We start from the raw sequence: 23,942 nt of genomic DNA, 5'->3' as shown, positions 1-23,942 counted from the left end.
GCCAGCAATCGGCGATTTTTCTGCAGAACAAAAGGGCGGTCGTGCCGCTTGCCAAAATTGACTTCTACCATGAACGTTGCATCTTCCTTTGGATAAAGACGGGGCAAAACGCCCCTGGATCAATTTCCAGAGTCTGCAGTCCAGCGTCTGCAAGTGATGTCGGCAGTATTACTGCGGACTGTGGGAAATCACTTCGCCTGTCAGCGGTTTTTACAACTCGTCGGGTAGGACTGATGTCTCGGTTGGGGTTGTGTGCGGCACTTCAGCTGACTACCATGTCAAAAAATTCATCCTATGATTGGATGAAAGGGCGAATTTCATGACAGACATCTCACCTTTGATCAAGCGATCCCTGGTCGATCAGGCCTTGGATCAACTGCGCCAACGCATCACCGATGGCGTGTGGCAGGTCGGCGAACGGCTGCCGACCGAGCCTGAGTTGTGCGCCGAACTGGGCATCAGCCGCAACACGGTGCGCGAAGCCATGCGCGTGCTGGCGTTTTCCGGGTTGATCGAAATCCGTCAGGGCGACGGCAGTTATTTGCGCGCAGTGGTCGATCCGATGGACACGCTCAAGGCGTTGTCCCGTTGCTCGCTGGAGCAGGCGCGTGAGACCCGGCACATCCTCGAAGTCGAGGCGATTGGCCTGGCCGCGCTGCGTCGCACCGATGAAGACCTGCTCGCGCTGCGCGCAGCGCTCGGCACCAGCGGCAGCCACTACCACGGCGATCTCGACACTTACATTGCCTGCGATCTGGTGTTCCACCGCCGTCTGGTGGACGCCGCGCACAACCCCACCCTCAGCGAGTTGTATCGCTATTTCTCCAGTATCGTCGGCGCGCAATTGCGCCAGACGCTGAACATCGTCCCGCGCCGTCAGGAAGTGTTCGACCTGCACATCGAGTTGCTCGATGCCGTCGAACAACGCGACCCGGAACGGGCCAAAGCCATATCGAGACAGTTGATCAATGAACCTTGAAAGCGAGAAAAACTTTTCAACCCCCAAGCGCACGGCGGAGCTCGAGGAGCTGCTGATCGACGCCGAGGCTGACGACGAACAAGTGCAGCAAAGCCATCCGCTGGTGCGCCGGCCGTGGCTGTTGTTGCTGGGACTGATTCTGGTGGCGCTGAACCTGCGCCCGGCGCTGTCGAGCATGGCGCCGCTGCTCAGCGAAGTGTCGAAAAGCCTTGGCCTGTCTGCGGCTCAGGCCGGTTTGCTGACCACGTTGCCGGTGTTGTGCCTGGGACTGTTCGCGCCGCTGGCGCCGATTCTGGCGCGGCGTTTCGGCGCCGAACGGGTGGTGCTGGGGATACTGCTGACCCTGGCCGCCGGGATCATTGTGCGCAGCAACTTCGGTGAGATCGGGCTGTTTGCAGGCAGCGTGCTTGGCGGTGCGAGCATCGGCATTATCGGCGTGCTGCTGCCGGGCATCGTCAAACGCGACTTCGCCAAACACGCCGGGACCATGACCGGCGTCTACACCATGGCCCTGTGCCTGGGCGCGGCAATGGCAGCGGGTTCCACCGTGCCATTGAGCGAACACTTCGACCACAGCTGGGCGCTGGGCCTGGGTTTCTGGGTGATCCCGGCGCTGGTGGCGGCGCTGTTCTGGCTGCCGCAAGTCGGGCAGAAACACGGCGCGCACAACGTCGCCTATCGGGTGAAAGGTCTGCTGCGCGATCCGCTGGCGTGGCAAGTGACCTTGTACATGGGCCTGCAATCGTCGCTGGCGTACATCGTGTTCGGCTGGTTGCCGTCGATCCTGATCGGTCGTGGCCTGACTCCGACCCAGGCCGGCCTGGTGCTGTCCGGTTCGGTGATCATCCAGCTCGCCAGTTCGCTGGCTGCGCCGTGGCTGGCGACCCGGGGCAAGGACCAGCGACTGGCGATCGTGGTGGTGATGGCGCTGACCCTCGGTGGTCTGTTCGGTTGCCTGTATGCGCCGATTGAAGGGCTCTGGGGCTGGGCGATTCTGCTGGGGCTGGGGCAGGGCGGTACGTTCAGTCTGGCGCTGACCCTGATCGTGCTGCGCTCGCGGGATTCGCATGTGGCGGCGAACCTGTCGAGTATGTCCCAGGGCTTCGGCTACACCTTGGCGTCGATGGGACCGTTCGCGGTCGGCGTGGTGCATGACTGGACCGGCGGCTGGAATGCGGTGGGCTGGATCTTCGGCATCATTGGCACCGGTGCGATCATTGCCGGGCTGGGTGCCGGCCGGGCGTTGTACGTGCAAGTGCAAAGCGAAAAGATCTGACACGGTTCAACTTGTAGGAGTGAGCCTGCTCGCGATAACGGTGTGTCGGTCAACATTGCGCTGACTGATACACCGCTATCGCGAGCAGGCTCACTCCTACAGTGGTTCTGTGTGTTGCTGATATTCGGTGCACGAATGCCGATAGTGTTTCTTCGATTTGCAGCTTATCGTGCTGGCAATCTGTCCATTTCCCGGAGTTTGCCCATGAGCGAAGCCCACGCCGCCCTGATCACCCGCTTCTACCAGGCCTTCCAGCGCCTCGACGCCGAGGCCATGGCCGCCTGCTATACCGACGATGTGGTGTTCAGCGATCCGGCCTTCGGTGAACTGCGCGGGCGCGATGCCGGCGACATGTGGCGCATGCTCACCACCCGCGCCAAGGACTTCTCCCTGACCTTCGACAATGTCCGCGCCGACGAGCGCAGCGGCGGCGCGCATTGGGTGGCGACTTACCTGTTCAGCCAGACCGGCAACGTGGTAATCAACGATATCCAGGCGCGCTTCGTCTTTCGCGACGACAAGATCTGCGAGCACCACGATCACTTCGACCTGTGGCGCTGGTCGCGGCAGGCGTTGGGCTTCAAAGGCCTGCTGCTCGGCTGGACTCCGCTGGTGCGCAACGCGGTCCGGGCGCAGGCGCTGAAAGGTCTGAAGGCATTTCAGGCTACTCGCTGATAAGATCGCGGCCTGTTTCCTACACATCCAGATCCCGAAGTGACCAGCCTCAGCGAAAAACCGGTTGAAGTCGTCGAGCCAGCGAGCAAGTCCTGGTTCGTCTACCTCGTGCGCGCGGCCAACGGTTCGCTGTACTGCGGGATCAGCGACGACCCGGTGCGCCGCTTCGCCAAGCATCAAAGCGGCAAGGGCGCACGCTTCTTCCTGTCCAGCCCGGCGATGGCGCTGGTCTACACCGAGCGTTGCCGCGACAAGAGCGACGCGCTGCGCCAGGAACGGCTGATCAAAAAGCTGCGCAAGAGCGCCAAGGAATGCCTGGTCGCGTCTTATCAATCTGACTGATCGGTTCCCATCAGGCAGATCTGTAGGCTGCTAATCAAATGCACGCTAAGCTGCGGACTCACTTTCTGTGCGGCGGAGCCGAGCATGTCCGAGTTGATTCTGCATCATTACCCGACCTCTCCATTTGCCGAAAAGGCTCGTCTGCTGTTGGGCTTCAAAGGCTTGTCGTGGCGCTCGGTGCACATTTCGCCGGTGATGCCCAAGCCGGATCTGACTGCGCTCACTGGCGGCTACCGCAAGACCCCGGTGTTGCAGATCGGCGCCGACATCTATTGCGACACATCGTTGATTGCCCGTCGTCTGGAGCAGGAAAAAGCCCTGCCGGCGTTTTTCCCGGAAGGCCAGGAAATGACCAGCGCCAGCTTCGCCGCGTGGGCCGATTCGGTGGTGTTCCAGCATGCGGTCAGCCTGGTGTTCCAGCCGGAATCGGTGGCGGTGCGCTTCGGCAAGTTGCCGCCGGAAGCGATCAAGGCGTTTATCGCTGACCGTGCCGGGCTGTTCAGTGGCGGCAGCGCCACGCGACTGTCGGCCGAACAGGCCAAGCATCAATGGCCAACGATCATGGCGCGGCTGGAGCAGCAGTTGCAGCGCGAGCAGGGCGACTTCCTGTTCGGTGAGCCGTCGATTGCCGACTTCGCCCTGGCGCATCCGCTGTGGTTCCTCAAGGCGACGCACGTCACTGCGCCGTTGGTCGATGAATATCCGGCCGTGACTGCCTGGCTGGGCCGTGTGCTGGGCTTTGGTCATGGTGCCGCGAGCGAAATGACTGCCGAGGAGGCGCTGGAAGTGGCGCGCAGTTCGACGCCGGCGGCGCTGCCGGATGAGCAGTTTGTCGATCCGAACGGTTTCAAGGCCGGGCAGCAGGTGGCGATTGCCGCGACAGATTACGGGGTTGATCCGGTGGTGGGTGAGTTGCTGTTTGCTGGCCGCGAAGAGCTGATCCTGCGCCGCGAAGACCCGCGTGGCGGCGTGGTGCATGTGCACTTCCCGCGTTTTGGTTTCCGCATCGAAGCTCGCTGATCAGCAAGCGGCCTTTGCTTGTGGGGGCAATTGTGGTGAGGGGATTTATCCCCGATGGGGCGCGAAGCGCCCCCAAAAAACTGCACGCCCTACCAGGCAGATTTTGCGACGGCTTCGCCGCCGATCGGGGATAAATCCCCTCACCACAGATGAGTTGTGTTATTTCAGGGCGGCGAGGATCTCGTCTGGGTCGAACCCGCGAATCAATGTGCCATTCACGTCGATCAGCGGAATCCCGCGCCCGCCCAGCGCCTCGTACGCCTTGCGCGCCTCGGCGTCCTTTTCGATATCGAATTCCTTGAAAGGAATCCCCTTGCTGTCGAGAAAGCGCTTGGTCTGCTTGCAGTAGCCGCACCAGTCGGTGGCATACAGCACGACATGGGCGTTGGCGCGAACCTGTTCAGAGACCATTTGCGACGGCTTGAACACCCGCTCGATCTTGCCCCAGTTCTGATAGATCACCACCACCAGCAGAACCAGCGCGACCTTCTTCAGTACATTGCCGAGCATCAGTTGCGGCGCTTGAGCTGATCAGTGAGCGAGGTCGGCAGGCCCTTGATGATCAGGGTGCCAGCCTCTTCGTCGTACTCGATCTTCGAGCCCAGCAGGTGCGCTTCAAAGCTGATCGACAGGCCTTCGGCGCGGCCGGTGAAGCGGCGGAACTGGTTGAGGGTGCGTTTGTCCGCGGGAATCTCCGGCGACAGGCCGTAGTCCTTGTTGCGGATGTGGTCGTAAAAGGCTTTCGGGCGTTCTTCATCGATCAGCTCCGACAGCTCTTCCAGGCCCATCGGCTCGCCGAGCTTGGCCTGGCTGCTGGCGTAATCGACCAGGGTCTTGGTTTTCTCGCGGGCGGAGTCTTCCGGCAAGTCTTCGCTCTCGACGAAGTCGCTGAAGGCCTTGAGCAGCGTGCGCGTCTCGCCCGGGCCATCGACGCCTTCCTGGCAACCGATGAAGTCGCGGAAGTATTCCGAAACCTTCTTGCCGTTCTTGCCCTTGATGAACGAGATGTACTGCTTGGACTGCTTGTTGTTCTGCCACTCGGAGACGTTGATCCGCGCCGCCAGGTGCAATTGGCCGAGGTCGAGGTGACGCGACGGCGTCACGTCCAGCTCATCGGTCACCGCCACGCCTTCACTGTGGTGCAGCAGGGCGATCGCCAGGTAGTCGGTCATGCCTTGCTGATAGTGGGCGAACAGCACGTGGCCGCCGACCGACAGGTTCGACTCTTCCATCAGCTTTTGCAGGTGCTCGACCGCAACCTTGCTGAACGCGGCGAAGTCCTTGCCGCCTTCCATGTATTCCTTCAGCCAGCCGCTGAACGGGAACGCACCGGATTCCGGATGGAACAGGCCCCAGGCTTTGCCCTGTTTGGCGTTGTAGCTCTCGTTGAGGTCGGCGAGCATGTTCTCGATGGCCGCGGACTCAGCCAGTTCAGAGTCACGGGCGTGCAGAACTGCGGGCGTGCCGTCGGGTTTTTTGTCGATCAGGTGGACGATGCAATGACGGATCGGCATGGGCTTCTCGGCTGGTGGAAGGGAGGAGGGCAGGCTCCCCCGAAAAAGCGCCCAGTGTACCGCAACCACTGGTTTTGGCGCGGGGTGAAGGGCAAATCCAGGGCGGGTGGGTGCCCTTATGCAGTTTTTTACCGATTTAGAGCAATAAAGCTGACCAAATGGGTAGCTAGAGGCGGATATTTCCCCGTCTCTGTGCTAGTTTTGCCCGGTCTTACGCGAAGTCACTGCGTTAAGCGTGCAATCAGCATTTGTCAGGTCGAACCAAACCCTGATTTCGGCATCTATAACCCGACTCGTCGTGGTTATCGCCGAGGGTGCCAGATCCAGAAGATCGGGCTCGATGGCTGACACTGCACTCTGCAATCCATATGAATTTGATAGGGAAGGAACACTACATGGCTCTTACTAAAGACCAACTGATCGCCGACATCGCTGAAGCTATCGACGCGCCGAAAACCACCGCGCGTAACGCTCTGGACCAACTGGGCCAAATCGTTGCCGATCAGCTGGAAAACGGCGGCGAAATCACCTTGCCAGGTATCGGCAAGCTGAAAGTGACCGAGCGTCCTGCCCGCACTGGCCGTAACCCTTCGACTGGCGCTGCCATCGAAATCCCTGCCAAGAAAGTGATCAAGCTGGTTGTGGCCAAAGGCCTGACCGACGCTGTGAACAAGTAAGACGCAGCGATAAAAAACCGTGCACCGGAGTGATCCGGGCACGGTTTTTTTGTGCCTGTGATTTAGCGATGCACCTCGAACCTTTGTAGGAGTGAGCCTGCTCGCGATAGCGGTGTGTCAGTCACCCTGATGTCGGCTGATATACCGCTTTCGCGAGCAAGCCCGCTCCCACAAGTAGCTCAGTGTCAGCGAACCCAGCGCTCGCGCCGCCAGATCTGCTGCTCGGACTTGGTCTGGAAGGTCCACGCCACGAAGCGGCTCTGCTTCTGCCCTTGCGACATCTCCACCACCTTGCTTTCCAGCACGCCGGCCTTCTTCAGCGCGCTTTCGATGGCGGGCAGGTTCGAGGCTTTCGACACCAGCGTGCTGAACCACAGCACCTTGTGCTGGAAGTGCGCGCTTTCGGCGATCAGTTGCGTCACGAAACGCGCTTCACCGCCTTCACACCACAGCTCGGCGGACTGCCCACCGAAGTTCAGCACTGGCAGCTTGCGTTTTGGATCGGCTTTGCCCAGTGCGCGCCATTTGCGCTCGCTGCCCTTGGTCGCCTCTTCCATCGAGGCGTGGAACGGCGGGTTGCACATGGTCAGGTCAAAGCGCTCGCCCGGCTCCAGCAGACCAATCAGGATGTGCTTGCGGTTTTCCTGCTGGCGCAGCTGGATCACCTTGTTCAGCCCGTTGGACTGGACGATGGCTCGGGCGGCGGCCACGGCCGTCGGGTCGATTTCCGAACCGAGGAAGTGCCAGCGGTATTCGCTGTTACCAATCAGCGGATAAACGCAGTTGGCGCCCATGCCGATGTCCAGCACGTTGACGATCGCACCGCGCGGGACCTTGCCGTCGTTCATGCTGGCCAGCAGGTCGGCGAGGAAATGCACGTAATCGGCACGGCCCGGGACCGGTGGGCACAGATAGTCCGCCGGAATGTCCCAATGCTCGATGCCATAGAACGCCTTGAGCAGCGCCCGGTTGAACACGCGCACCGCGTCGGGGCTGGCGAAGTCGATGCTTTCCTTGCCGTACGGGTTGGTGATCACGAATTTCGCCAGTTCCGGCGTGGTCTTGATCAGCGCCGGGAAGTCGTAGCGACCCTGGTGGCGATTGCGCGGATGCAGGCTGGCCTTTTCACGCGGCTCGACGGCTTTGGCCGGGGTCGCGGCATCAGGCTTCTTGCGCGCAGGTTTGGGTGTGCGGGGGGCGTTCATGGGTGTGATCGATTCGGGTATGGCTGAAAGTGGCGGGTATTGTCCCACATCTAAAGGCAACACCGTTCAAACTGTGGGAGCGGGCTTGCTCGCGAAGGCGGTTACACATCCGGCAGATTTGTCGACTGACACACCGCATTCGCGAGCAAGCCCGCTCCCACAGGGTATTTGTAGCGATTCTTGAAAAAAAAGGGAGGCCTTTGCGGGCCTCCCTTTTTCATTGCGGCTTGCCCTTACAGGCTGGAAATCCGCGCGTGCTGCTCGGCCAGTTTGCCCAGGGCCTGTTCAGCCTCGGCCAGTTTGGCGCGTTCCTTCTCGATGACTTCGGCCGGGGCCTTGTCGACGAAACCGGCGTTGGACAACTTGCCACCAACCCGCTGGACTTCGCCCTGCAGACGCAGGATTTCCTTGTCCAGACGTGCCAGCTCGGCGCCCTTGTCGATCAGACCGGCCATCGGCACCAGCACTTCCATCTCGCCCACCAGTGCGGTGGCGGACAGCGGCGCTTCTTCGCCAGCAGCGAGTACGGTGATCGATTCCAGACGCGCCAGTTTCTTCAGCAGCGCTTCGTTCTCGGTCAGGCGACGCTGATCTTCAGCGCTGACGTTCTTCAGGTAGATCGGCAGCGGTTTGCCCGGGCCGATGTTCATTTCGCCACGGATGTTGCGCGTGCCGAGCATCAGGCCCTTGAGCCATTCGATGTCGTCTTCGGCGGCCGGATCGATGCGCTCCTCGTTGGCCACCGGCCAAGGCTGCAGCATGATCGTCTTGCCCTGAATGCCGGCCAGCGGCGCGATGCGCTGCCAGATTTCTTCGGTGATGAACGGCATGAACGGGTGCGCCAGACGCAGCGCCACTTCCAGTACGCGCACCAGGGTGCGACGGGTGCCGCGCTGACGCTCGACCGGAGCGTTTTCGTCCCACAGCACTGGCTTGGACAGTTCCAGGTACCAGTCGCAGTACTGGTTCCAGATGAACTCGTACAGCGCTTGCGCGGCGAGGTCGAAACGGAACTGATCCAGTTGACGGGTCACTTCGGCTTCGGTGCGCTGCAGTTGCGAGATGATCCAGCGATCCGCCAGCGACAGCTCGTAGGCTTCGCCGTTCTGGCCGCAGTCTTCGCCCTTGTCCAGAACATAACGCGCGGCGTTCCAGATCTTGTTGCAGAAGTTGCGATAGCCTTCGACGCGGCCCATGTCGAACTTGATGTCGCGACCGGTGGACGCCAGCGAGCAGAAGGTGAAGCGCAGGGCGTCGGTGCCGTAGCTGGCGATGCCGTCGGCGAACTCGTCGCGGGTCTGCTTCTCGATCTTCTTCGCCAGTTTCGGCTGCATCATGCCGGAGGTGCGTTTCTGCACCAGGGCTTCCAGCTCGATACCGTCGATGATGTCCAGCGGGTCCAGGACGTTGCCCTTGGACTTGGACATCTTCTGGCCCTGGCCATCACGCACCAGGCCGTGCACGTAAACGGTCTTGAACGGTACTTGCGGAGTGCCGTCCTCGTTCTTGATCAGGTGCATCGTCAGCATGATCATCCGGGCAACCCAGAAGAAAATGATGTCGAAACCGGTGACCAGCACGTCGGTGGAGTGGAATTTTTTCAGGAACTCGGTTTGTTCCGGCCAGCCGAGGGTGGAGAACGTCCACAGACCCGAGCTGAACCAAGTGTCGAGCACGTCGTTGTCCTGTTGCAGTGCAACGTCCGGGCCGAGGTTGTGCTTGGCACGCACTTCGGCTTCGTCGCGACCGACGTAGACCTTGCCCGACTCGTCGTACCAGGCCGGAATCCGGTGGCCCCACCACAGCTGACGGCTGATGCACCAGTCCTGGATGTCGCGCATCCACGAGAAGTACATGTTTTCGTACTGTTTTGGCACGAACTGGATACGGCCGTCTTCAACGGCTGCAATCGCCGGTTCAGCCAGAGGCTTGGTCGACACGTACCACTGGTCGGTCAGCCACGGCTCGATGACGGTACCGGAGCGGTCGCCTTTCGGCACTTTCAGGTTGTGATCGTCGACGCTGACCAGCAGGCCGGCGGCGTCGAACGCAGCGACGATCTGCTTGCGCGCTTCGAAACGCTCGAGACCGGCATACTCGGCCGGGATCTTGCCATCGATGCTGTCATTCAACGTGCCGTCGAGGTTGAACACCTGGGCTGCGGGCAGCACGTTGGCGTTCTTGTCGAAGATGTTCAGCAGCGGCAGGTTGTGGCGCTTACCGACTTCGTAGTCGTTGAAATCGTGGGCCGGGGTGATCTTCACGCAACCGGTGCCGAATTCAGGATCGCAGTAATCGTCGGCGATGATCGGGATGCGGCGGCCAACCAGTGGCAGCTCGACAAATTTGCCGATCAGGGCTTTGTAGCGCTCATCGTTCGGGTTAACCGCGACGGCAGAGTCGCCGAGCATGGTTTCCGGGCGGGTGGTCGCGACGATCAGGAAATCGTTGCCTTCAGCGGTTTTCGCGCCGTCAGCCAGCGGGTACTTGAGGTTCCACAGGAAACCTTTCTCGTCGTGGTTTTCCACTTCGAGGTCGGAAATCGCCGTGTGCAGCTTGGTGTCCCAGTTGACCAGACGCTTGCCGCGGTAGATCAGGCCGTCTTCGTGCAGGCGTACGAAGGCTTCTTTAACCGCTTCCGAGAGACCGTCGTCCATGGTGAAGCGCTCGCGGCTCCAGTCCACGGACGAACCGAGGCGACGGATCTGGCGGCTGATGTTGCCGCCGGACTGATCCTTCCACTCCCAGACTTTCTCGAGGAATTTCTCGCGGCCCAGGTCGTGGCGGTTCTGGCCGGTGGCTTCCAGTTGACGCTCCACCAGCATCTGCGTGGCGATACCGGCGTGGTCGGTGCCCGGCTGCCACAGGGTGTTGCGACCCTGCATGCGGCGGAAACGGATCAGGGCGTCCATGATCGCGTTGTTGAAACCGTGACCCATGTGCAGGCTGCCGGTGACGTTCGGCGGCGGGATCATGATGGTGTAGGAATCGCCCGCGCCTTGCGGTGCGAAATAGTTCTCGGACTCCCAGGTGTTGTACCAGGAAGTTTCAATGGCGTGCGGCTGGTAGGTCTTATCCATGCGCGGCGGGACCCTATTGGCATTTATTCAGGAAAAGCCGGGAAGTATAGCGGGGCATGGGGCCGAGGGCGAGCGGGGGAGGTAGTGCGCGGTTCAAATGTGGGAGCGGGCTTGCTCGCGAATGCGGTGTGTCAGCCAGCGATGATGGTGCCTGACATACCGCATTCGCGAGCAAGCCCGCTCCCACAGGGGATTTGTGGTTATTCGTATTGGCTCAAAAGCCGTTCCATCCGCGCCTCNCCCCCCCCCCCCCCCCCCCCCCCCCCCCCCCCCCCCCCCCCCCCCCCCCCCCCCCCCCCCCCCCCCCCCCCCCCCCCCCCCCCCCCCCCCCCCCCCCCCCCCCGCTCCCACAGGGGATTTGTGGTTATTCGTATTGGCTCAAAAGCCGTTCCATCCGCGCCTCGAGGCGGCGTTTGATTTCGGTTTCGATGTGCGGTGCGAAGTCGTCGATCACGTCCTGCATGATCAATTGCGCGGCGGCGCGCAGTTCGCTATCGAGGTGCAGCAGGGCGTCCGGGCCTTTATCCACAGGTGCGGCAGCAGGTGCCGGGGCCGGAGCAGGTAGCGGTTCGATGGTCGGCGGCGTGGCGTCGACGGCCTCGAACAGCATCGGAATCTGTTCCTGTTCGCCGTCCTCGACCGTGTCGGTCAGCAAGGGCGGTTGCAGGTTGTCATCGCCGAGCAACTGGCGGATCGATTCGAGATCGTCCAGCAGGTGTGCGGGCTTTTGCAGCGGTTTTGGAGTTTCCATCGGCGTACTCAGAGTCGCTGTAAACGGTGATCTTGCAGAGGATAGCCCTGTTCGCGGTAGAAACGGAAACTCTCCCGTGCCGCCGCGCGAATCGTCGGATCTTCCACCACCACTTCCGCCACGCGGGCGAATTTGCTGGCGAAAGCCGGGACTTTCAGGTCGAGGTTGACCAGCAGATCCTGATGCTCGCCGCAGTCAGCGCCCAGTCCCAGCACGATCAAACCGTCCGGTTCGCTCTCGGCAGGGCCGTGCGGCACGAACGTTTCGCCCTTGAACGCCCACAGGCGCGCATCGAGATCGTCACGCTGAGCAGCATCGCTGCAATGCAGGTAGATGCGATGGCCCATGCGCCAGGCTTTCTCGGTGAGCTTGCAGGCAAAGTCCAGACGAGCCGAAGGATCGGCGCTGGGCAGGATGTAGAAGTCGACTTTGGTCATTGCGGTTCCTGAGCCTTGAACGGCGTCACCGTAGAGTGACGCCGCCCAGGTTCATCGGTTTCAGGCTTTGGCGCGGTCCAGCAGGTATTGGGTCAGCAGCGGAACCGGACGGCCGGTGGCGCCCTTGTCCTTGCCGCCGCTGGTCCACGCGGTGCCCGCGATGTCCAGGTGCGCCCAGTTGAGGTTCTTGGTGAAGCGCGACAGGAAGCACGCGGCAGTGATGGTGCCGGCCTTCGGCCCGCCGATGTTGGCGATGTCGGCGAACGGGCTGTCCAGTTGCTCCTGGTATTCGTCGAACAGCGGCAGTTGCCAGGCGCGGTCGTCAGCAGCTTTGCCGGCGCTGAGCAGTTGCTCGATCAGCTCGTCGTTGTTGCCCAGCAAGCCAGACGTGTGTGCACCGAGTGCAACCACGCAGGCACCGGTCAGGGTGGCGATGTCGATCACCGCTTGTGGCTTGAAGCGCTCGGAGTAGGTCAGTGCGTCGCACAGCACCAGACGGCCTTCGGCGTCGGTGTTGAGGATTTCCACGGTCTGGCCGCTCATAGTGGTGACGATGTCGCCCGGACGCGAAGCATTGCCGCTCGGCATGTTTTCGGCGCAGGCGAGGATGCACACCAGGTTGATCGGCAGCTTCAGCTCAAGCACGGCACGCAGGGTACCGAACACCGAGGCAGCGCCGCCCATGTCGTACTTCATTTCGTCCATGCCGGCGCCCGGCTTGAGGCTGATGCCGCCGGTGTCGAAGGTGATTCCTTTACCGACCAGCGCGTAAGGTTTCTCGGATTTCTTGCCACCGTTGTATTGCATGACGATCAGGCGCGGCGGTTGGGCGCTGCCTTGGCCGACGGCGTAGAACGAGCCCATGCCCAGGGATTTGATCTTCTTCTCGTCGAGGACTTCGACTTTCAGATCCTTGAACTCTTTGCCGAGGTTCTTGGCTTGCTCGCCGAGGAAGGTCGGGTGGCAGATGTTCGGCGGCAGGTTGCCCAGATTACGGGTGAAGGCCATGCCGTTGGCGATCGCGGTGGCATGGTTCACGGCGCGCTGCACTTCGGCCTGAGCGGCTTTGATGGTCAGCAGGGTGATTTTCTTCAGGGCGCGCGGTTCGGCTTTCTGGCTCTTGAACTGGTCGAAGGTGTATTCGCCGTCCACCAGGGTTTCCGCCAGCAGACGGGTCTTGCCGTAGCTGTCGCGGTTCTTGACGATGATTTCATCCAGGGCCAGCACGGCATCGCTGCCACCCAGACCTTTCAGGGTGTTGAGGATGCCAGCCACGATTTTACGGAACGGACGGTCGCCCAGTTCTTCATCCTTGCCCACGCCGACCAGCAGCACGCGCTCGGCTTTCAGGTTCGGCAGGCTGTGCAGCAGCAGGCTCTGACCGACCTTGCCGGCCAGATCGCCACGCTTGAGCACGGCGCTGATCGCGCCACCGCTCAGCTCGTCGACCTGTCTGGCGGCGACGCCGAGTTTGCGGCCTTCGCCGACGGCAACCACCAGGGTGGCGGTTTTCAACGTTTCTGGGCTAACGCTTTTTACAACCAGTTCCATGTCCGGATCCCTGAATGAATGGTCAACACACAGGCGTTCGACGGTGTCCGCAGTCGCCTGCTTATAGATAGAAGAGGCGCAGGTCTGTGCCTGCGACGAAGGCGGCAGTTTGAACCTCGCTCACCGCGCCTGACAACCCTCGGTTGTGCGATCTTCAACGGAATCTACGCTTGGGTGAGTGTGCGCAGTGACAGGCGCCCTCAATCACAGGATAATGCCGCATCTTTTTTCGACGGCTCTGCCTTGCGGGTCGCTCGAAACGTTTGCTTGTTTGGCCGCCTTAGCCTGACAACCCTGGAGTGTCTGGTTTGATCGTCTTCCGTTATCTGTCCCGTGAAGTGATGTTGACCCTGAGCGCCGTCAGCGCCGTGCTGCTGGTCATCATCATGAGCGGTCGCTTCATCAAATACCTTGCCCAGGCCGCTGCGGGCCAACTCGATCCGGGATCGCTGTTCCTGATCATGGGTTACCGTCTGCCGGGTTTCATGCAACTGATCCTGCCGTTGGGTCTGTTTCTCGGGATCCTGCTGGCTTACGGCCGGTTGTACCTCGAAAGCGAAATGACCGTGCTCTCGGCCACCGGCATGAGTCAGCAGCGTCTGCTGCGCATGACCCTGTTCCCGGCGACGCTGGTGGCACTGGTGGTGGCGTGGCTGAGCCTGAGTCTGGCCCCGCAGGGCGCCAACCAGTTCCAGCTGCTGCTGAACAAACAGGACGCCCTGACCGAATTCGATACCCTCGAACCTGGCCGTTTCCAGGCGTTGCGTGACGGCACTCGGGTGACCTACACCGAAAGCCTGACCGACGATCGCGTCAACCTCGGTGGCGTGTTTATCTCGCAGAAAAACCTCGGCTCCGATCAGAAGGACCGCGGGATTTCCGTGCTGGTGGCCGAGAAGGGCCGTCAGGAGATCCACTCTGACGGCAACCGCTACCTGATCCTGCACAACGGCTATCGCTATGACGGCAGCCCGGGTCAGGCCGATTACCGCGCGATCAAATACGACACCTACGGCGTATTGCTGCCAAAACCCGATGCCAGTGACGAAGTCACCGACCGTGACGCGATCCCGACTTCGACCCTGCTGGGCGCCAACGACGAGCGTTCCAAGGCCGAACTGCAATGGCGGATTTCCCTGCCGTTGCTGGTGTTCATCGTGACCCTGATGGCGGTGCCGCTGTCGCGGGTCAATCCGCGTCAGGGCCGTTTCCTGAAGCTGCTGCCGGCGATTCTTCTTTATATGGCTTACCTGACCATCCTGATTGCCGCCCGCGGCGCCCTCGAAAAAGGCAAGATTCCAGCGGCGCTGGGCCTGTGGTGGGTGCACGGGATCTTCCTGGTCATCGGTCTCGGCCTGCTGTACTGGGAGCCGTTGCGCCTGAAGCTGGCCAGCCGTCGCAGCGCTGCGCTGGAGGTGGCCCGTGGTTAAACTCGACCGCTACATCGGCAGCAGCGTATTCGTGGCGATCATCGCCGTGCTGGCGATCATTCTGGGTCTGGCGACCCTGTTTGCCTTCATCGACGAGATGAGCGATGTCAGCGATACCTACACGCTGACCGACGTGCTGAGCTTCGTCCTGCTCACCGCGCCGCGTCGCCTGTATGAAATGCTGCCGATGGCCGCGCTGATCGGCTGTCTGATCGGCCTTGGCAGTCTGGCCAGCAGCAGCGAGCTGACGGTCATGCGTGCCGCGGGTGTGTCCATCGGGCGCATCGTCTGGGCCGTCATGAAGCCAATGCTGGTGCTGATGCTGGCCGGCGTGCTGATCGGCGAATACGTGGCCCCGGCCACCGAAAGCATGGCTCAGGCCAATCGCTCGCTGGCGCAAGGCAGCGGCGACGCGCAGAGCGCCAAGCACGGCATGTGGCACCGTCAGGGTGAGGAATTCATCCATATCAACGCCGTGCAACCCGACGGCCTGTTGTATGGCGTGACCCGCTATCACTTCGACAAAGAGCGCCACCTGCTCAGCTCCAGCTTCGCCAAGCGTGCGGAGTTCGACGGCAAGCGCTGGCTGCTGAGCGACGTGACCACCACGGTGTTCCACGAGCGCAGCACCGAAGTGGTGAACGCGCCGAGCGAGGAGTGGGACGTATCGCTGAGCCCGCAATTGCTCAACACGGTGGTGATGGCGCCTGAGTCGCTGTCGATTTCCGGTCTGTGGGGCTATATCCACTATCTGGCGGATCAAGGCCTGAGCAATGGCCGCTATTGGCTGGCATTTTGGGTCAAGGTGTTGCAGCCGCTGGTCACCGCCGCGCTGGTGCTGATGGCGATCTCCTTCATCTTCGGCCCGTTGCGCTCGGTCACCCTCGGTCAGCGAGTGTTCACCGGTGTGCTGGTGGGCTTCACCTTCCGCATCGTCCAGGATCTGCTCGGCCCGTCGAGCCTGGTGTTCGGCTTCTCGCCGCTGTTCGCGGTGCTGGTGCCGGCCACGGTCTGTGCGCTGGCAGGTGTCTGGTTGCTGCGACGGGCCGGTTGATGGCCGCGTTGTTGCCAACGCTTTAACCGCGAAAACGCCTCGGTCGACAGATCGGGGCGTTTTCGTATGCAATCGGGGTGACAGGCGAACGTGACGCTTGCGCCGTGTATCAGGTACAATTCCCGGCTATTTTTCGGCGGGCCAAGCCTGCAGCCTTTTTGAGTGTTGATCCGTGAGTGATTTGAGTCATATCCGCAATTTCTCCATCATCGCCCACATTGACCATGGCAAGTCGACGCTGGCTGACCGTTTCATCCAGATGTGCGGTGGCCTGGCCGAGCGTGAGATGGAAGCCCAGGTACTGGATTCCATGGATCTGGAGCGCGAACGCGGGATCACCATCAAGGCCCACAGCGTTACCCTCTATTACAAGGCCAAAGATGGCGTCACCTACCAGCTGAACTTCATTGACACCCCGGGTCACGTCGACTTCACCTACGAAGTCAGCCGTTCCCTGGCCGCGTGTGAAGGCGCGTTGCTGGTGGTCGATGCCGGTCAGGGTGTTGAAGCCCAGTCCGTGGCCAACTGCTACACCGCCATCGAGCAAGGCCTCGAGGTCATGCCGGTGCTGAACAAGATCGACCTGCCACAGGCCGAGCCGGACCGCGTCAAGGACGAGATCGAGAAGATCATCGGCATCGACGCCACCGACGCCGTCACCTGCAGCGCCAAGACCGGCCTGGGTGTCGACGAAGTGCTCGAGCGTCTGGTCGCGACCATTCCTGCGCCGACCGGCAACATCGAAGATCCGCTGCAAGCGCTGATCATCGACTCCTGGTTCGACAACTACCTGGGCGTTGTCTCCCTGGTGCGCGTGCGTCATGGCCGCGTGAAGAAGGGTGACAAGATCCTGGTGAAATCCACCGGCAAGATCCACCTGGTCGACAGCGTTGGTGTATTCAACCCGAAGCACACCGCTACCGCTGACCTCAAGGCTGGCGAAGTGGGCTTCATCATCGCCAGCATCAAGGACATTCACGGTGCACCGGTCGGTGACACCCTGACCCTGAGCTCGACCCCGGATGTCCCGGTTCTGCCCGGTTTCAAACGCATCCAGCCACAGGTTTACGCCGGTCTGTTCCCGGTCAGCTCCGACGACTTCGAGGACTTCCGCGAAGCGCTGCAGAAACTGACCCTGAACGACTCGTCGCTGCAGTACACCCCGGAAAGCTCCGACGCACTGGGCTTCGGCTTCCGTTGCGGGTTCCTCGGCATGCTGCACATGGAGATCATCCAGGAGCGCCTCGAGCGCGAATACGACCTGGACCTGATCACCACCGCGCCAACGGTAATTTTCGAGCTGGTACTGAAAACCGGTGAAACGATTTACGTCGACAACCCATCCAAGCTTCCGGATGTGTCGGCCATCGAAGACATGCGCGAGCCAATCGTGCGGGCCAACATCCTGGTTCCGCAGGAGCACTTGGGTAACGTCATCACCCTGTGCATCGAGAAACGCGGCGTACAGGTCGACATGCTGTTCCTCGGCAATCAGGTCCAGGTGACCTACGACCTGCCGATGAACGAAGTGGTCCTGGATTTCTTCGACCGCCTCAAATCCACCAGCCGCGGCTATGCTTCGCTGGATTACCATTTCGATCGTTACCAATCGGCTAATCTGGTGAAACTGGACGTGCTGATCAACGGTGACAAGGTCGACGCCCTGGCGTTGATCGTGCACCGTGACAATTCGCACTTCAAAGGTCGCCAGTTGACCGAGAAGATGAAAGAACTGATTCCTCGTCAGATGTTCGACGTGGCGATCCAGGCGGCCATTGGCGGTCAGATCGTTGCCCGGACAACCGTCAAGGCACTCAGAAAGAACGTATTGGCCAAATGCTACGGCGGTGACGTAAGCCGTAAGAAAAAGCTGCTTGAAAAGCAAAAGGCCGGTAAGAAACGCATGAAGCAGGTCGGCAACGTGGAAATTCCACAAGAAGCCTTCCTTGCCGTGCTCAGGTTGGAATAGTCAGGTCCTATGTCACTAAATTTCCCGCTGTTGCTGGTCATCGCCGTGTTCGTCTGCGGCCTGTTGGCGTTGCTCGATCTGCTGTTCCTGGCGCCGCGTCGGCGTGCTGCCATTGCCTCTTACCAAGGCAGTGTCAGCCAGCCCGAGCCCGTGGTGGTCGAGAAGCTGAACAAAGAGCCGTTGCTGGTCGAATACGGCAAGTCGTTCTTTCCGGTGCTGTTCATCGTGCTGGTGCTGCGTTCGTTCCTGGTGGAACCGTTCCAGATCCCGTCCGGCTCGATGAAACCGACTCTGGACGTGGGCGACTTCATTCTGGTGAACAAGTTTTCTTACGGGATCCGCCTGCCGGTGATCGACAAGAAAATCATCGAAGTCGGTGATCCACAGCGTGGCGATGTGATGGTGTTCCGCTACCCGAGCGACCCGAACGTCAACTACATCAAGCGTGTAGTCGGTCTGCCGGGCGACACGGTGCGTTACACCGCCGACAAGCGTCTGTTGGTCAATGGCGAGTCGATTGCCGAGCAACTGGTCGGCTCCGAGCCAGGCACGCTGGGCAGCGCCGAGCTCTACAAGGAAAAACTCGGCGCCGCCGAGCACCTGATCCGCAAGGAAATGAGCCGCTACCGCGCCACGCCGGACCATACCTGGACCGTGCCGGCCGGGCACTACTTCATGATGGGCGACAACCGCGACAACTCCAACGACAGTCGCTACTGGGATGACCCGAACATTCCCAAGGACCTGCTGGGCATGGTTCCCGACCAGAATATCGTCGGCAAAGCCTTCGCTGTCTGGATGAGCTGGCCGGAACCGAAACTCAGCCACCTGCCGAATTTCTCGCGGGTTGGCCTGATCAAGTAATCAATCACGGCGCTGTTGACCACAGCGCCGAATGCATTTCTGGAGTCGACACAAATCGGCACCAGGGCATGAAGCCACGATATTCAGGACGTCATTTTTGAACACAGCGTTAATTGTCCCAGGCCTGCGCCGTACCCCGGCGATGGCAGTGGAATCCAGCCACGAACTCAGCGTGGGTAAACCGTGAGCGTTTCTCTAAGCCGTCTCGAGCGCCAGCTCGGTTACACCTTCAAGGATCAGGAGCTGATGCTGCTGGCCCTCACGCACCGCAGCTTTGCCGGGCGTAACAACGAACGCCTGGAATTCCTCGGCGATGCCATCCTCAACTTCGTTGCCGGCGAGGCGCTGTTCGATCGCTTCCCGCTGGCCCGCGAAGGCCAGTTGTCGCGTTTGCGCGCACGTTTGGTGAAGGGTGAGACACTGGCTGTGCTGGCCCGTGGTTTCGACTTGGGCGACTACCTGCGTCTGGGCTCGGGCGAACTGAAAAGCGGTGGCTTCCGTCGCGAATCGATTCTGGCCGATGCCCTCGAAGCGCTGATCGGTGCGATCTACCTCGATGCCGGCATGGACGTCGCTCGCGAGCGGGTACTGGCCTGGCTGGCCGGTGAGTTCGAAGGCCTGACGCTGGTCGACACCAACAAGGATCCCAAGACCCGACTGCAGGAACACCTGCAATCGCGCGGTTGCGAACTGCCACGCTACGAAGTGGTGGATATCCAGGGTGAGCCGCACTGCCGTACCTTCTTCGTCGAGTGCGAAGTGGTCTTATTGAATGAAAAAAGCCGAGGTCAGGGTGTGAGCCGTCGTATTGCCGAACAGGTAGCGGCCGCCGCAGCACTGATTGCCCTGGGCGTGGAGAATGGCAATGACTGATACAAACGCAACTCGCTGTGGCTACGTTGCCATCGTCGGCCGTCCCAACGTCGGCAAGTCGACGTTGCTGAACCACATCCTCGGCCAGAAGCTCGCGATCACCTCGCGCAAGCCGCAGACCACCCGTCACAACATGCTCGGGATCAAGACCGAGGGTGACGTGCAGGCGATCTACGTCGACACCCCCGGCATGCACAAGGGTGGCGAAAAGGCCCTGAACCGCTACATGAACAAAACCGCTTCGGCGGCGTTGAAAGATGTCGACGTGGTGATCTTCGTGGTTGATCGCACCAAGTGGACCGAAGAGGACCAGATGGTGCTGGAGCGCGTGCAGTACGTGACCGGGCCGCTGATCGTCGCACTGAACAAGACCGACCGCATCGAAGACAAGGCCGAGCTGATGCCGCACCTGTCGTGGTTGCAGGAACAGCTGCCGAACGCACAGATCATCCCGATTTCCGCGCAACACGGGCACAACCTCGACGCGCTGGAAAAGGTCATCGCCGATCACCTGCCGGAGAACGATCACTTCTTCCCGGAAGACCAGATCACCGACCGCAGCAGCCGTTTCCTCGCCGCCGAACTGGTGCGCGAGAAAATCATGCGCCAGATGGGCGCCGAGCTGCCGTACCAGATCACCGTCGAGATCGAAGAGTTCAAGCAGCAGGGCAAGACCCTGCACATCCACGCGCTGATCCTCGTCGAGCGTGACGGCCAGAAGAAAATCATCATTGGCGACAAGGGCGAGCGCATCAAGCGCATCGGCACCGAGGCGCGCAAGGACATGGAGCTGCTGTTCGACTCCAAGATCATGCTCAACCTGTGGGTCAAGGTGAAGGGCGGCTGGTCCGACGACGAGCGTGCACTGCGTTCGCTGGGTTACGGCGACCTGTAATCACCGGTTTTCCGAGACATCGGAGAACTCCCTGTGGGAGCGGGCTTGCTCGCGAATGCGCAGTGTCAGTCGACCTATACTTTGACTGATTCACCGCTTTCGCGAGCAAGCCCGCTCCCATAGTAGTTTTGGGTTGTGAGTAAAACCGCGTTTCTTCATCGAGAACTCCATGTCGCAAACCCCACCTCCCGCCCAGCTCGCCTACGTCCTGCATTCGCGCGCCTACCGCGAAACCAGCGCGCTGGTCGACTTCCTTACGCCGCAAGGGCGGCTGCGGGCGGTGTTGCGCAGTGCGCGGGGCAAGGCCGGGACATTGGCGCGACCGTTTGTGCCACTGGAAGTCGAGTTTCGTGGCAAGGGTGAACTGAAGAATGTCGGGCGCATGGAAAGTGCCGGCAACGCGACCTGGATGGTCGGCGAGGCGCTGTTCAGTGGCCTCTACCTCAATGAGCTGCTGATCCGCCTGCTGCCTGCCGAAGACCCGCACCCGGCGGTGTTCGACCATTACGCTGCAACACTGCTGGCCCTGGCCGAAGGTCGCCCGTTGGAGCCACTACTGCGTTCTTTCGAATGGCGCCTGTTGGATGATCTCGGTTACGGCTTCTCCCTGAATACCGATATCCACAGCGAACCGGTCGCGCCGGACGGTCTGTATCGTCTGCAAGTGGACGCCGGGCTTGAACGGGTGTTTCTGTTGCAGCCGGGCCTGTTCAACGGCACCGAACTGCTGGCCATGGCCGAAGCCGACTGGACCGCTCCCGGCGCACTGTCGGCGGCCAAGCGCCTGATGCGTCAGGCACTGGCCGTGCACTTGGGCGGTCGTCCCCTCGTCAGCCGCGAGCTATTTCGCAAGCCCTGATATGCTGTGCGCCGAATCTTTCCCTTCAGGAGCGCATCCGTGACCACCAGCAATCGCATTCTTCTTGGCGTGAACATCGACCACGTCGCCACCCTGCGTCAGGCCCGTGGCACACGCTACCCGGATCCGGTCAAGGCAGCGCTGGACGCGGAAGAGGCGGGCGCCGACGGCATCACCGTGCACTTGCGTGAAGACCGCCGGCACATTCAGGAGCGCGACGTGCTGCTGCTCAAGGATGTGCTGCAGACCCGCATGAATTTCGAAATGGGCGTCACCGAAGAAATGATGGCGTTCGCCGAACGCATCCGTCCGGCGCACATCTGCCTCGTCCCGGAAACCCGTCAGGAACTGACCACTGAAGGCGGTCTGGATGTAGCGGGGCAGGAAGAGCGCATCAGGGCAGCGGTCGAGCGCCTGTCGAAGATCGGCAGCGAGGTGTCGCTGTTCATCGATGCTGACGAGCGCCAGATCGCTGCGTCGAAGCGCGTCGGTGCGCCGGCCATCGAACTGCATACCGGGCGTTACGCTGATGCCGAAACTCCGAGCGAAGTCGCTGAAGAGCTGAAGCGTGTGGCGGACGGCGTGGCGTTTGGTCTGGCGCAGGGCCTGATCGTCAACGCCGGGCATGGCCTGCATTATCACAACGTCGAAGCCGTGGCGGCGATCAAAGGCATCAACGAATTGAACATCGGCCATGCGCTGGTGGCGCATGCGTTGTTCGTCGGGTTCAAGTCTGCAGTGTCCGAGATGAAGGCGCTGATCTTGGCTGCCGCCAAGCCCTAAGCAACACCCCAGAACCCAATGTGGGAGCGGGCTTGCTCGCGAATGCGGTGTATCAGTCAAAGAACATGTCGACTGACACTCCGCATTCGCGAGCAAGCCCGCTCCCACATTGGATTTATGCTGTTGGTTAGAGCGGGGCAGGCTCTTGAGTCGGTTTTGACTTGTCGATCCCCGGCACATGCAGATTGCCCTCGGCCACCTGATCGCCTTCAAGCTGCGGCTGGGTCACCCAGGTGAGGATGTCGTAGTAGCGACGGATGTTCGCCACGAAATGCACCGGCTCGCCGCCCCGGGCGTAGCCATAGCGGGTCTTGCTGTACCACTGCTTCTGCGACAGGCGCGGCAGCATCTTCTTCACGTCCAGCCACTTGTCCGGGTTCAGGCCTTCGCGGGACGCCAGTTTGCGTGCGTCATCGAGGTGACCGCTGCCGACGTTATATGCCGCCAGGGCAAACCAGGTGCGGTCCGGCTCCTGAATCGATTCGTCGAGCTGATCCTTCATGTAGGCCAGGTACTTGGCGCCGCCCATGATGCTTTGCTTGGGATCGAGACGGTTCGACACGCCCATCGCCTGAGCGGTGTTCTGGGTCAGCATCATCAGACCGCGCACGCCGGTTTTCGAAGTGACGGCAGGTTGCCACAGCGATTCCTGATAACCGATGGCCGCCAGCAGGCGCCAGTCGACTTTCTCTTTCTTGGCGTAGGTCTTGAAGTGCTGTTCGTATTTGGGCAGGCGCTGCTGCAAGTGCTGGGCGAAGGTGGTGGCGCCCATGTAGCCGAGGACATCGACGTGGCCGTAATAACGGTCTTTCAGGCGCTGCAGGGTGCCGTTTTTCTGCACCTTGTCGAGGTAGGCGTTGATCTCGTTGAGCAGGCTGTTGTCTTCGCCGGCGGCCACCGCCCAACTCTGGCTGCGCGCATCGCCGAGGTCGAAGGCCACGCGGATGTTGGTGAAGTACACCTGGTTCATCGCCACTTCGTTGGAGTCGACCAGCGTCAGGTCGATCTGGCCTTCATCGACCATGCGCAACAGGTCGACCACTTCAACGGCGTCGGATTCTTCGTATTCGATGCCCGGAAATTTCTTTTTCAGCTCCGCCAGTTGTTCGGCGTGGGTGCTGCCCTTGAGCACCATGATCTTCTTGCCGACCAGATCGCCTGGGTCGGTAGGGCGAGACTGGCCGTTGCGGTAGATGATCTGCGGGGTGACTTCGAGGTAGGAGTGGGAAAACCGCACCTGCTTCTTGCGATCCTCGCTGCTGACCAGACCTGCCGCCGCCAGCACCGGGCCGTTCGGCTTGCCAATCTGGTTGAACAGGTCATCGAGGTTGTCGGCGGTCTCGATCTTCAGTTCAACCCCCAAATCGTCGGCGAAGCGCTTCACCAGCTCGTATTCGAAGCCGGTTTCACCGCTGCGATCCTGAAAGTAGGTGGCGGGGCTGTTACGGGTAATCACCCGCAGCACACCATCCTCCTTTACGCGCTCGAGTGTGTTGGGTTTATCAACACAGCCACCGAGCATCAGGAAGAGTCCGGTTGCGATCAGCCATTTGGCGTACCGCGGACGCAAAGCCGTTGGGAAAAACATCTGCGCAGTATACGCAAACGGCTGCGGGCGCCATATCTCGACAGTGAGCGGCTTGTCTGCTAGAGATCACAAAACCGCACGAAACCCCGCAGGAATAGGGCTGAACGGCATTTTGTGACA

22 protein-coding genes are annotated in these 23,942 nt (G+C 61.1%); 14 read left to right on the top strand and 8 right to left on the bottom strand.

Annotation, left to right across the window (positions count from 1 at the left end; genetic code table 11):
* The first annotated feature begins 319 nt into the window (after nt 1-319).
* The 5 genes from VLA07_RS03325 (at nt 320) to VLA07_RS03305 (ending at nt 4,292) form a co-directional block, all read left to right on the top strand.
* Nucleotides 320-979, top strand: coding sequence for a FadR/GntR family transcriptional regulator (locus VLA07_RS03325; protein ID WP_333988393.1), 660 nt, complete (start codon nt 320-322; stop codon nt 977-979).
* Entirely contained in the window at nt 969-2,255 is a 1,287-nt protein-coding gene (locus VLA07_RS03320; protein WP_282413463.1) for a CynX/NimT family MFS transporter, read from the top strand. The genes VLA07_RS03325 and VLA07_RS03320 overlap by 11 nt, the downstream gene beginning before the upstream one ends.
* Nucleotides 2,256-2,459: 204 nt before the next feature.
* On the top strand, nt 2,460-2,930 hold the full coding sequence (locus tag VLA07_RS03315) for a nuclear transport factor 2 family protein (RefSeq protein ID WP_333988392.1): 471 nt from the start codon (nt 2,460-2,462) through the stop codon (nt 2,928-2,930).
* A 39-nt stretch (nt 2,931-2,969) separates the two neighbouring features.
* The gene (locus VLA07_RS03310; RefSeq protein ID WP_247267850.1) at nt 2,970-3,272 is read left to right on the top strand and encodes a GIY-YIG nuclease family protein; all 303 of its coding nucleotides are present in this window, start codon (nt 2,970-2,972) and stop codon (nt 3,270-3,272) included.
* Between the two features lie 84 nt (nt 3,273-3,356).
* The gene (locus VLA07_RS03305) at nt 3,357-4,292 is read left to right on the top strand and encodes a glutathione S-transferase family protein (RefSeq protein ID WP_183785812.1); all 936 of its coding nucleotides are present in this window, start codon (nt 3,357-3,359) and stop codon (nt 4,290-4,292) included.
* A gap of 159 nt (nt 4,293-4,451) precedes the next feature.
* Here VLA07_RS03305 and VLA07_RS03300 read toward each other — a convergent pair whose 3' ends face one another.
* Both VLA07_RS03300 and yejK read right to left on the bottom strand, forming a co-directional pair.
* Nucleotides 4,452-4,802: a glutaredoxin family protein gene (locus VLA07_RS03300; protein ID WP_333988391.1), complete on the bottom strand. Its 351-nt coding sequence runs from the start codon at nt 4,800-4,802 to the stop codon at nt 4,452-4,454.
* Nucleotides 4,802-5,806 (bottom strand): nucleoid-associated protein YejK, encoded by a 1,005-nt coding sequence (yejK, locus tag VLA07_RS03295; RefSeq protein ID WP_027610948.1) that lies wholly within the window; start codon nt 5,804-5,806, stop codon nt 4,802-4,804. The genes VLA07_RS03300 and yejK overlap by 1 nt, the downstream gene beginning before the upstream one ends.
* A gap of 395 nt (nt 5,807-6,201) precedes the next feature.
* Between yejK and VLA07_RS03290 the strand changes: the two genes are divergently transcribed.
* Nucleotides 6,202-6,483 (top strand): HU family DNA-binding protein, encoded by a 282-nt coding sequence (locus VLA07_RS03290; protein WP_003221909.1) that lies wholly within the window; start codon nt 6,202-6,204, stop codon nt 6,481-6,483.
* 185 nt (nt 6,484-6,668) lie between these two features.
* On the opposite strand, the gene rlmF is transcribed toward VLA07_RS03290, so the two are convergent.
* From rlmF to VLA07_RS03265, 5 genes are all read right to left on the bottom strand, one after another.
* Entirely contained in the window at nt 6,669-7,688 is a 1,020-nt protein-coding gene (gene rlmF / locus VLA07_RS03285) for a 23S rRNA (adenine(1618)-N(6))-methyltransferase RlmF (RefSeq protein ID WP_333988390.1), read from the bottom strand.
* 233 nt (nt 7,689-7,921) lie between these two features.
* A complete protein-coding gene (locus VLA07_RS03280) occupies nt 7,922-10,768 on the bottom strand; it encodes a valine--tRNA ligase (RefSeq protein ID WP_183785810.1) in 2,847 nt (948 codons plus the stop codon).
* A 364-nt stretch (nt 10,769-11,132) separates the two neighbouring features.
* A complete protein-coding gene (locus tag VLA07_RS03275) occupies nt 11,133-11,519 on the bottom strand; it encodes a DNA polymerase III subunit chi (protein ID WP_333988389.1) in 387 nt (128 codons plus the stop codon).
* Between the two features lie 8 nt (nt 11,520-11,527).
* On the bottom strand, nt 11,528-11,956 hold the full coding sequence (locus tag VLA07_RS03270; RefSeq protein ID WP_095138269.1) for a DNA polymerase III subunit chi: 429 nt from the start codon (nt 11,954-11,956) through the stop codon (nt 11,528-11,530).
* A 60-nt stretch (nt 11,957-12,016) separates the two neighbouring features.
* The gene (locus VLA07_RS03265; RefSeq protein ID WP_027610952.1) at nt 12,017-13,507 is read right to left on the bottom strand and encodes a leucyl aminopeptidase; all 1,491 of its coding nucleotides are present in this window, start codon (nt 13,505-13,507) and stop codon (nt 12,017-12,019) included.
* Nucleotides 13,508-13,815: 308 nt separating this feature from the next.
* On the opposite strand from VLA07_RS03265, the gene lptF reads away from it, so the two are divergent.
* From lptF to pdxJ, 8 genes are all read left to right on the top strand, one after another.
* On the top strand, nt 13,816-14,937 hold the full coding sequence (lptF, locus tag VLA07_RS03260) for an LPS export ABC transporter permease LptF (protein ID WP_330206298.1): 1,122 nt from the start codon (nt 13,816-13,818) through the stop codon (nt 14,935-14,937).
* Nucleotides 14,930-15,991 carry an LPS export ABC transporter permease LptG gene (gene lptG, locus VLA07_RS03255; RefSeq protein WP_007965162.1) on the top strand — a complete coding sequence of 354 codons (1,062 nt, stop codon included), beginning with the start codon at nt 14,930-14,932 and terminating at the stop codon, nt 15,989-15,991. The genes lptF and lptG overlap by 8 nt, the downstream gene beginning before the upstream one ends.
* Before the next feature lie 172 nt (nt 15,992-16,163).
* Nucleotides 16,164-17,960 (top strand): translation elongation factor 4, encoded by a 1,797-nt coding sequence (gene lepA / locus VLA07_RS03250; RefSeq protein ID WP_003221926.1) that lies wholly within the window; start codon nt 16,164-16,166, stop codon nt 17,958-17,960.
* Between the two features lie 9 nt (nt 17,961-17,969).
* Nucleotides 17,970-18,824 (top strand): signal peptidase I, encoded by an 855-nt coding sequence (gene lepB / locus VLA07_RS03245; protein ID WP_025112167.1) that lies wholly within the window; start codon nt 17,970-17,972, stop codon nt 18,822-18,824.
* A 183-nt stretch (nt 18,825-19,007) separates the two neighbouring features.
* The gene (rnc, locus tag VLA07_RS03240) at nt 19,008-19,697 is read left to right on the top strand and encodes a ribonuclease III (RefSeq protein WP_024011703.1); all 690 of its coding nucleotides are present in this window, start codon (nt 19,008-19,010) and stop codon (nt 19,695-19,697) included.
* A complete protein-coding gene (era, locus tag VLA07_RS03235) occupies nt 19,690-20,592 on the top strand; it encodes a GTPase Era (protein WP_003221935.1) in 903 nt (300 codons plus the stop codon). The genes rnc and era overlap by 8 nt, the downstream gene beginning before the upstream one ends.
* A gap of 169 nt (nt 20,593-20,761) precedes the next feature.
* A complete protein-coding gene (recO, locus tag VLA07_RS03230) occupies nt 20,762-21,451 on the top strand; it encodes a DNA repair protein RecO (protein WP_007965159.1) in 690 nt (229 codons plus the stop codon).
* A gap of 39 nt (nt 21,452-21,490) precedes the next feature.
* A complete protein-coding gene (gene pdxJ / locus VLA07_RS03225; protein ID WP_134785501.1) occupies nt 21,491-22,234 on the top strand; it encodes a pyridoxine 5'-phosphate synthase in 744 nt (247 codons plus the stop codon).
* A 127-nt stretch (nt 22,235-22,361) separates the two neighbouring features.
* On the opposite strand, the gene mltF is transcribed toward pdxJ, so the two are convergent.
* Entirely contained in the window at nt 22,362-23,822 is a 1,461-nt protein-coding gene (mltF, locus tag VLA07_RS03220; RefSeq protein ID WP_247267844.1) for a membrane-bound lytic murein transglycosylase MltF, read from the bottom strand.
* Nucleotides 23,823-23,942 lie beyond the last annotated feature (120 nt).

The sequence above is a fragment of the Pseudomonas sp. S3(2024) genome (assembly GCF_036861315.1).
In the GTDB taxonomy this organism is placed as follows: domain Bacteria; phylum Pseudomonadota; class Gammaproteobacteria; order Pseudomonadales; family Pseudomonadaceae; genus Aquipseudomonas; species Aquipseudomonas putida_A.
The sequence above is the reverse complement of the archived record's forward strand: the minus strand, read 5'-3'. Positions and strand labels throughout refer to the sequence as shown.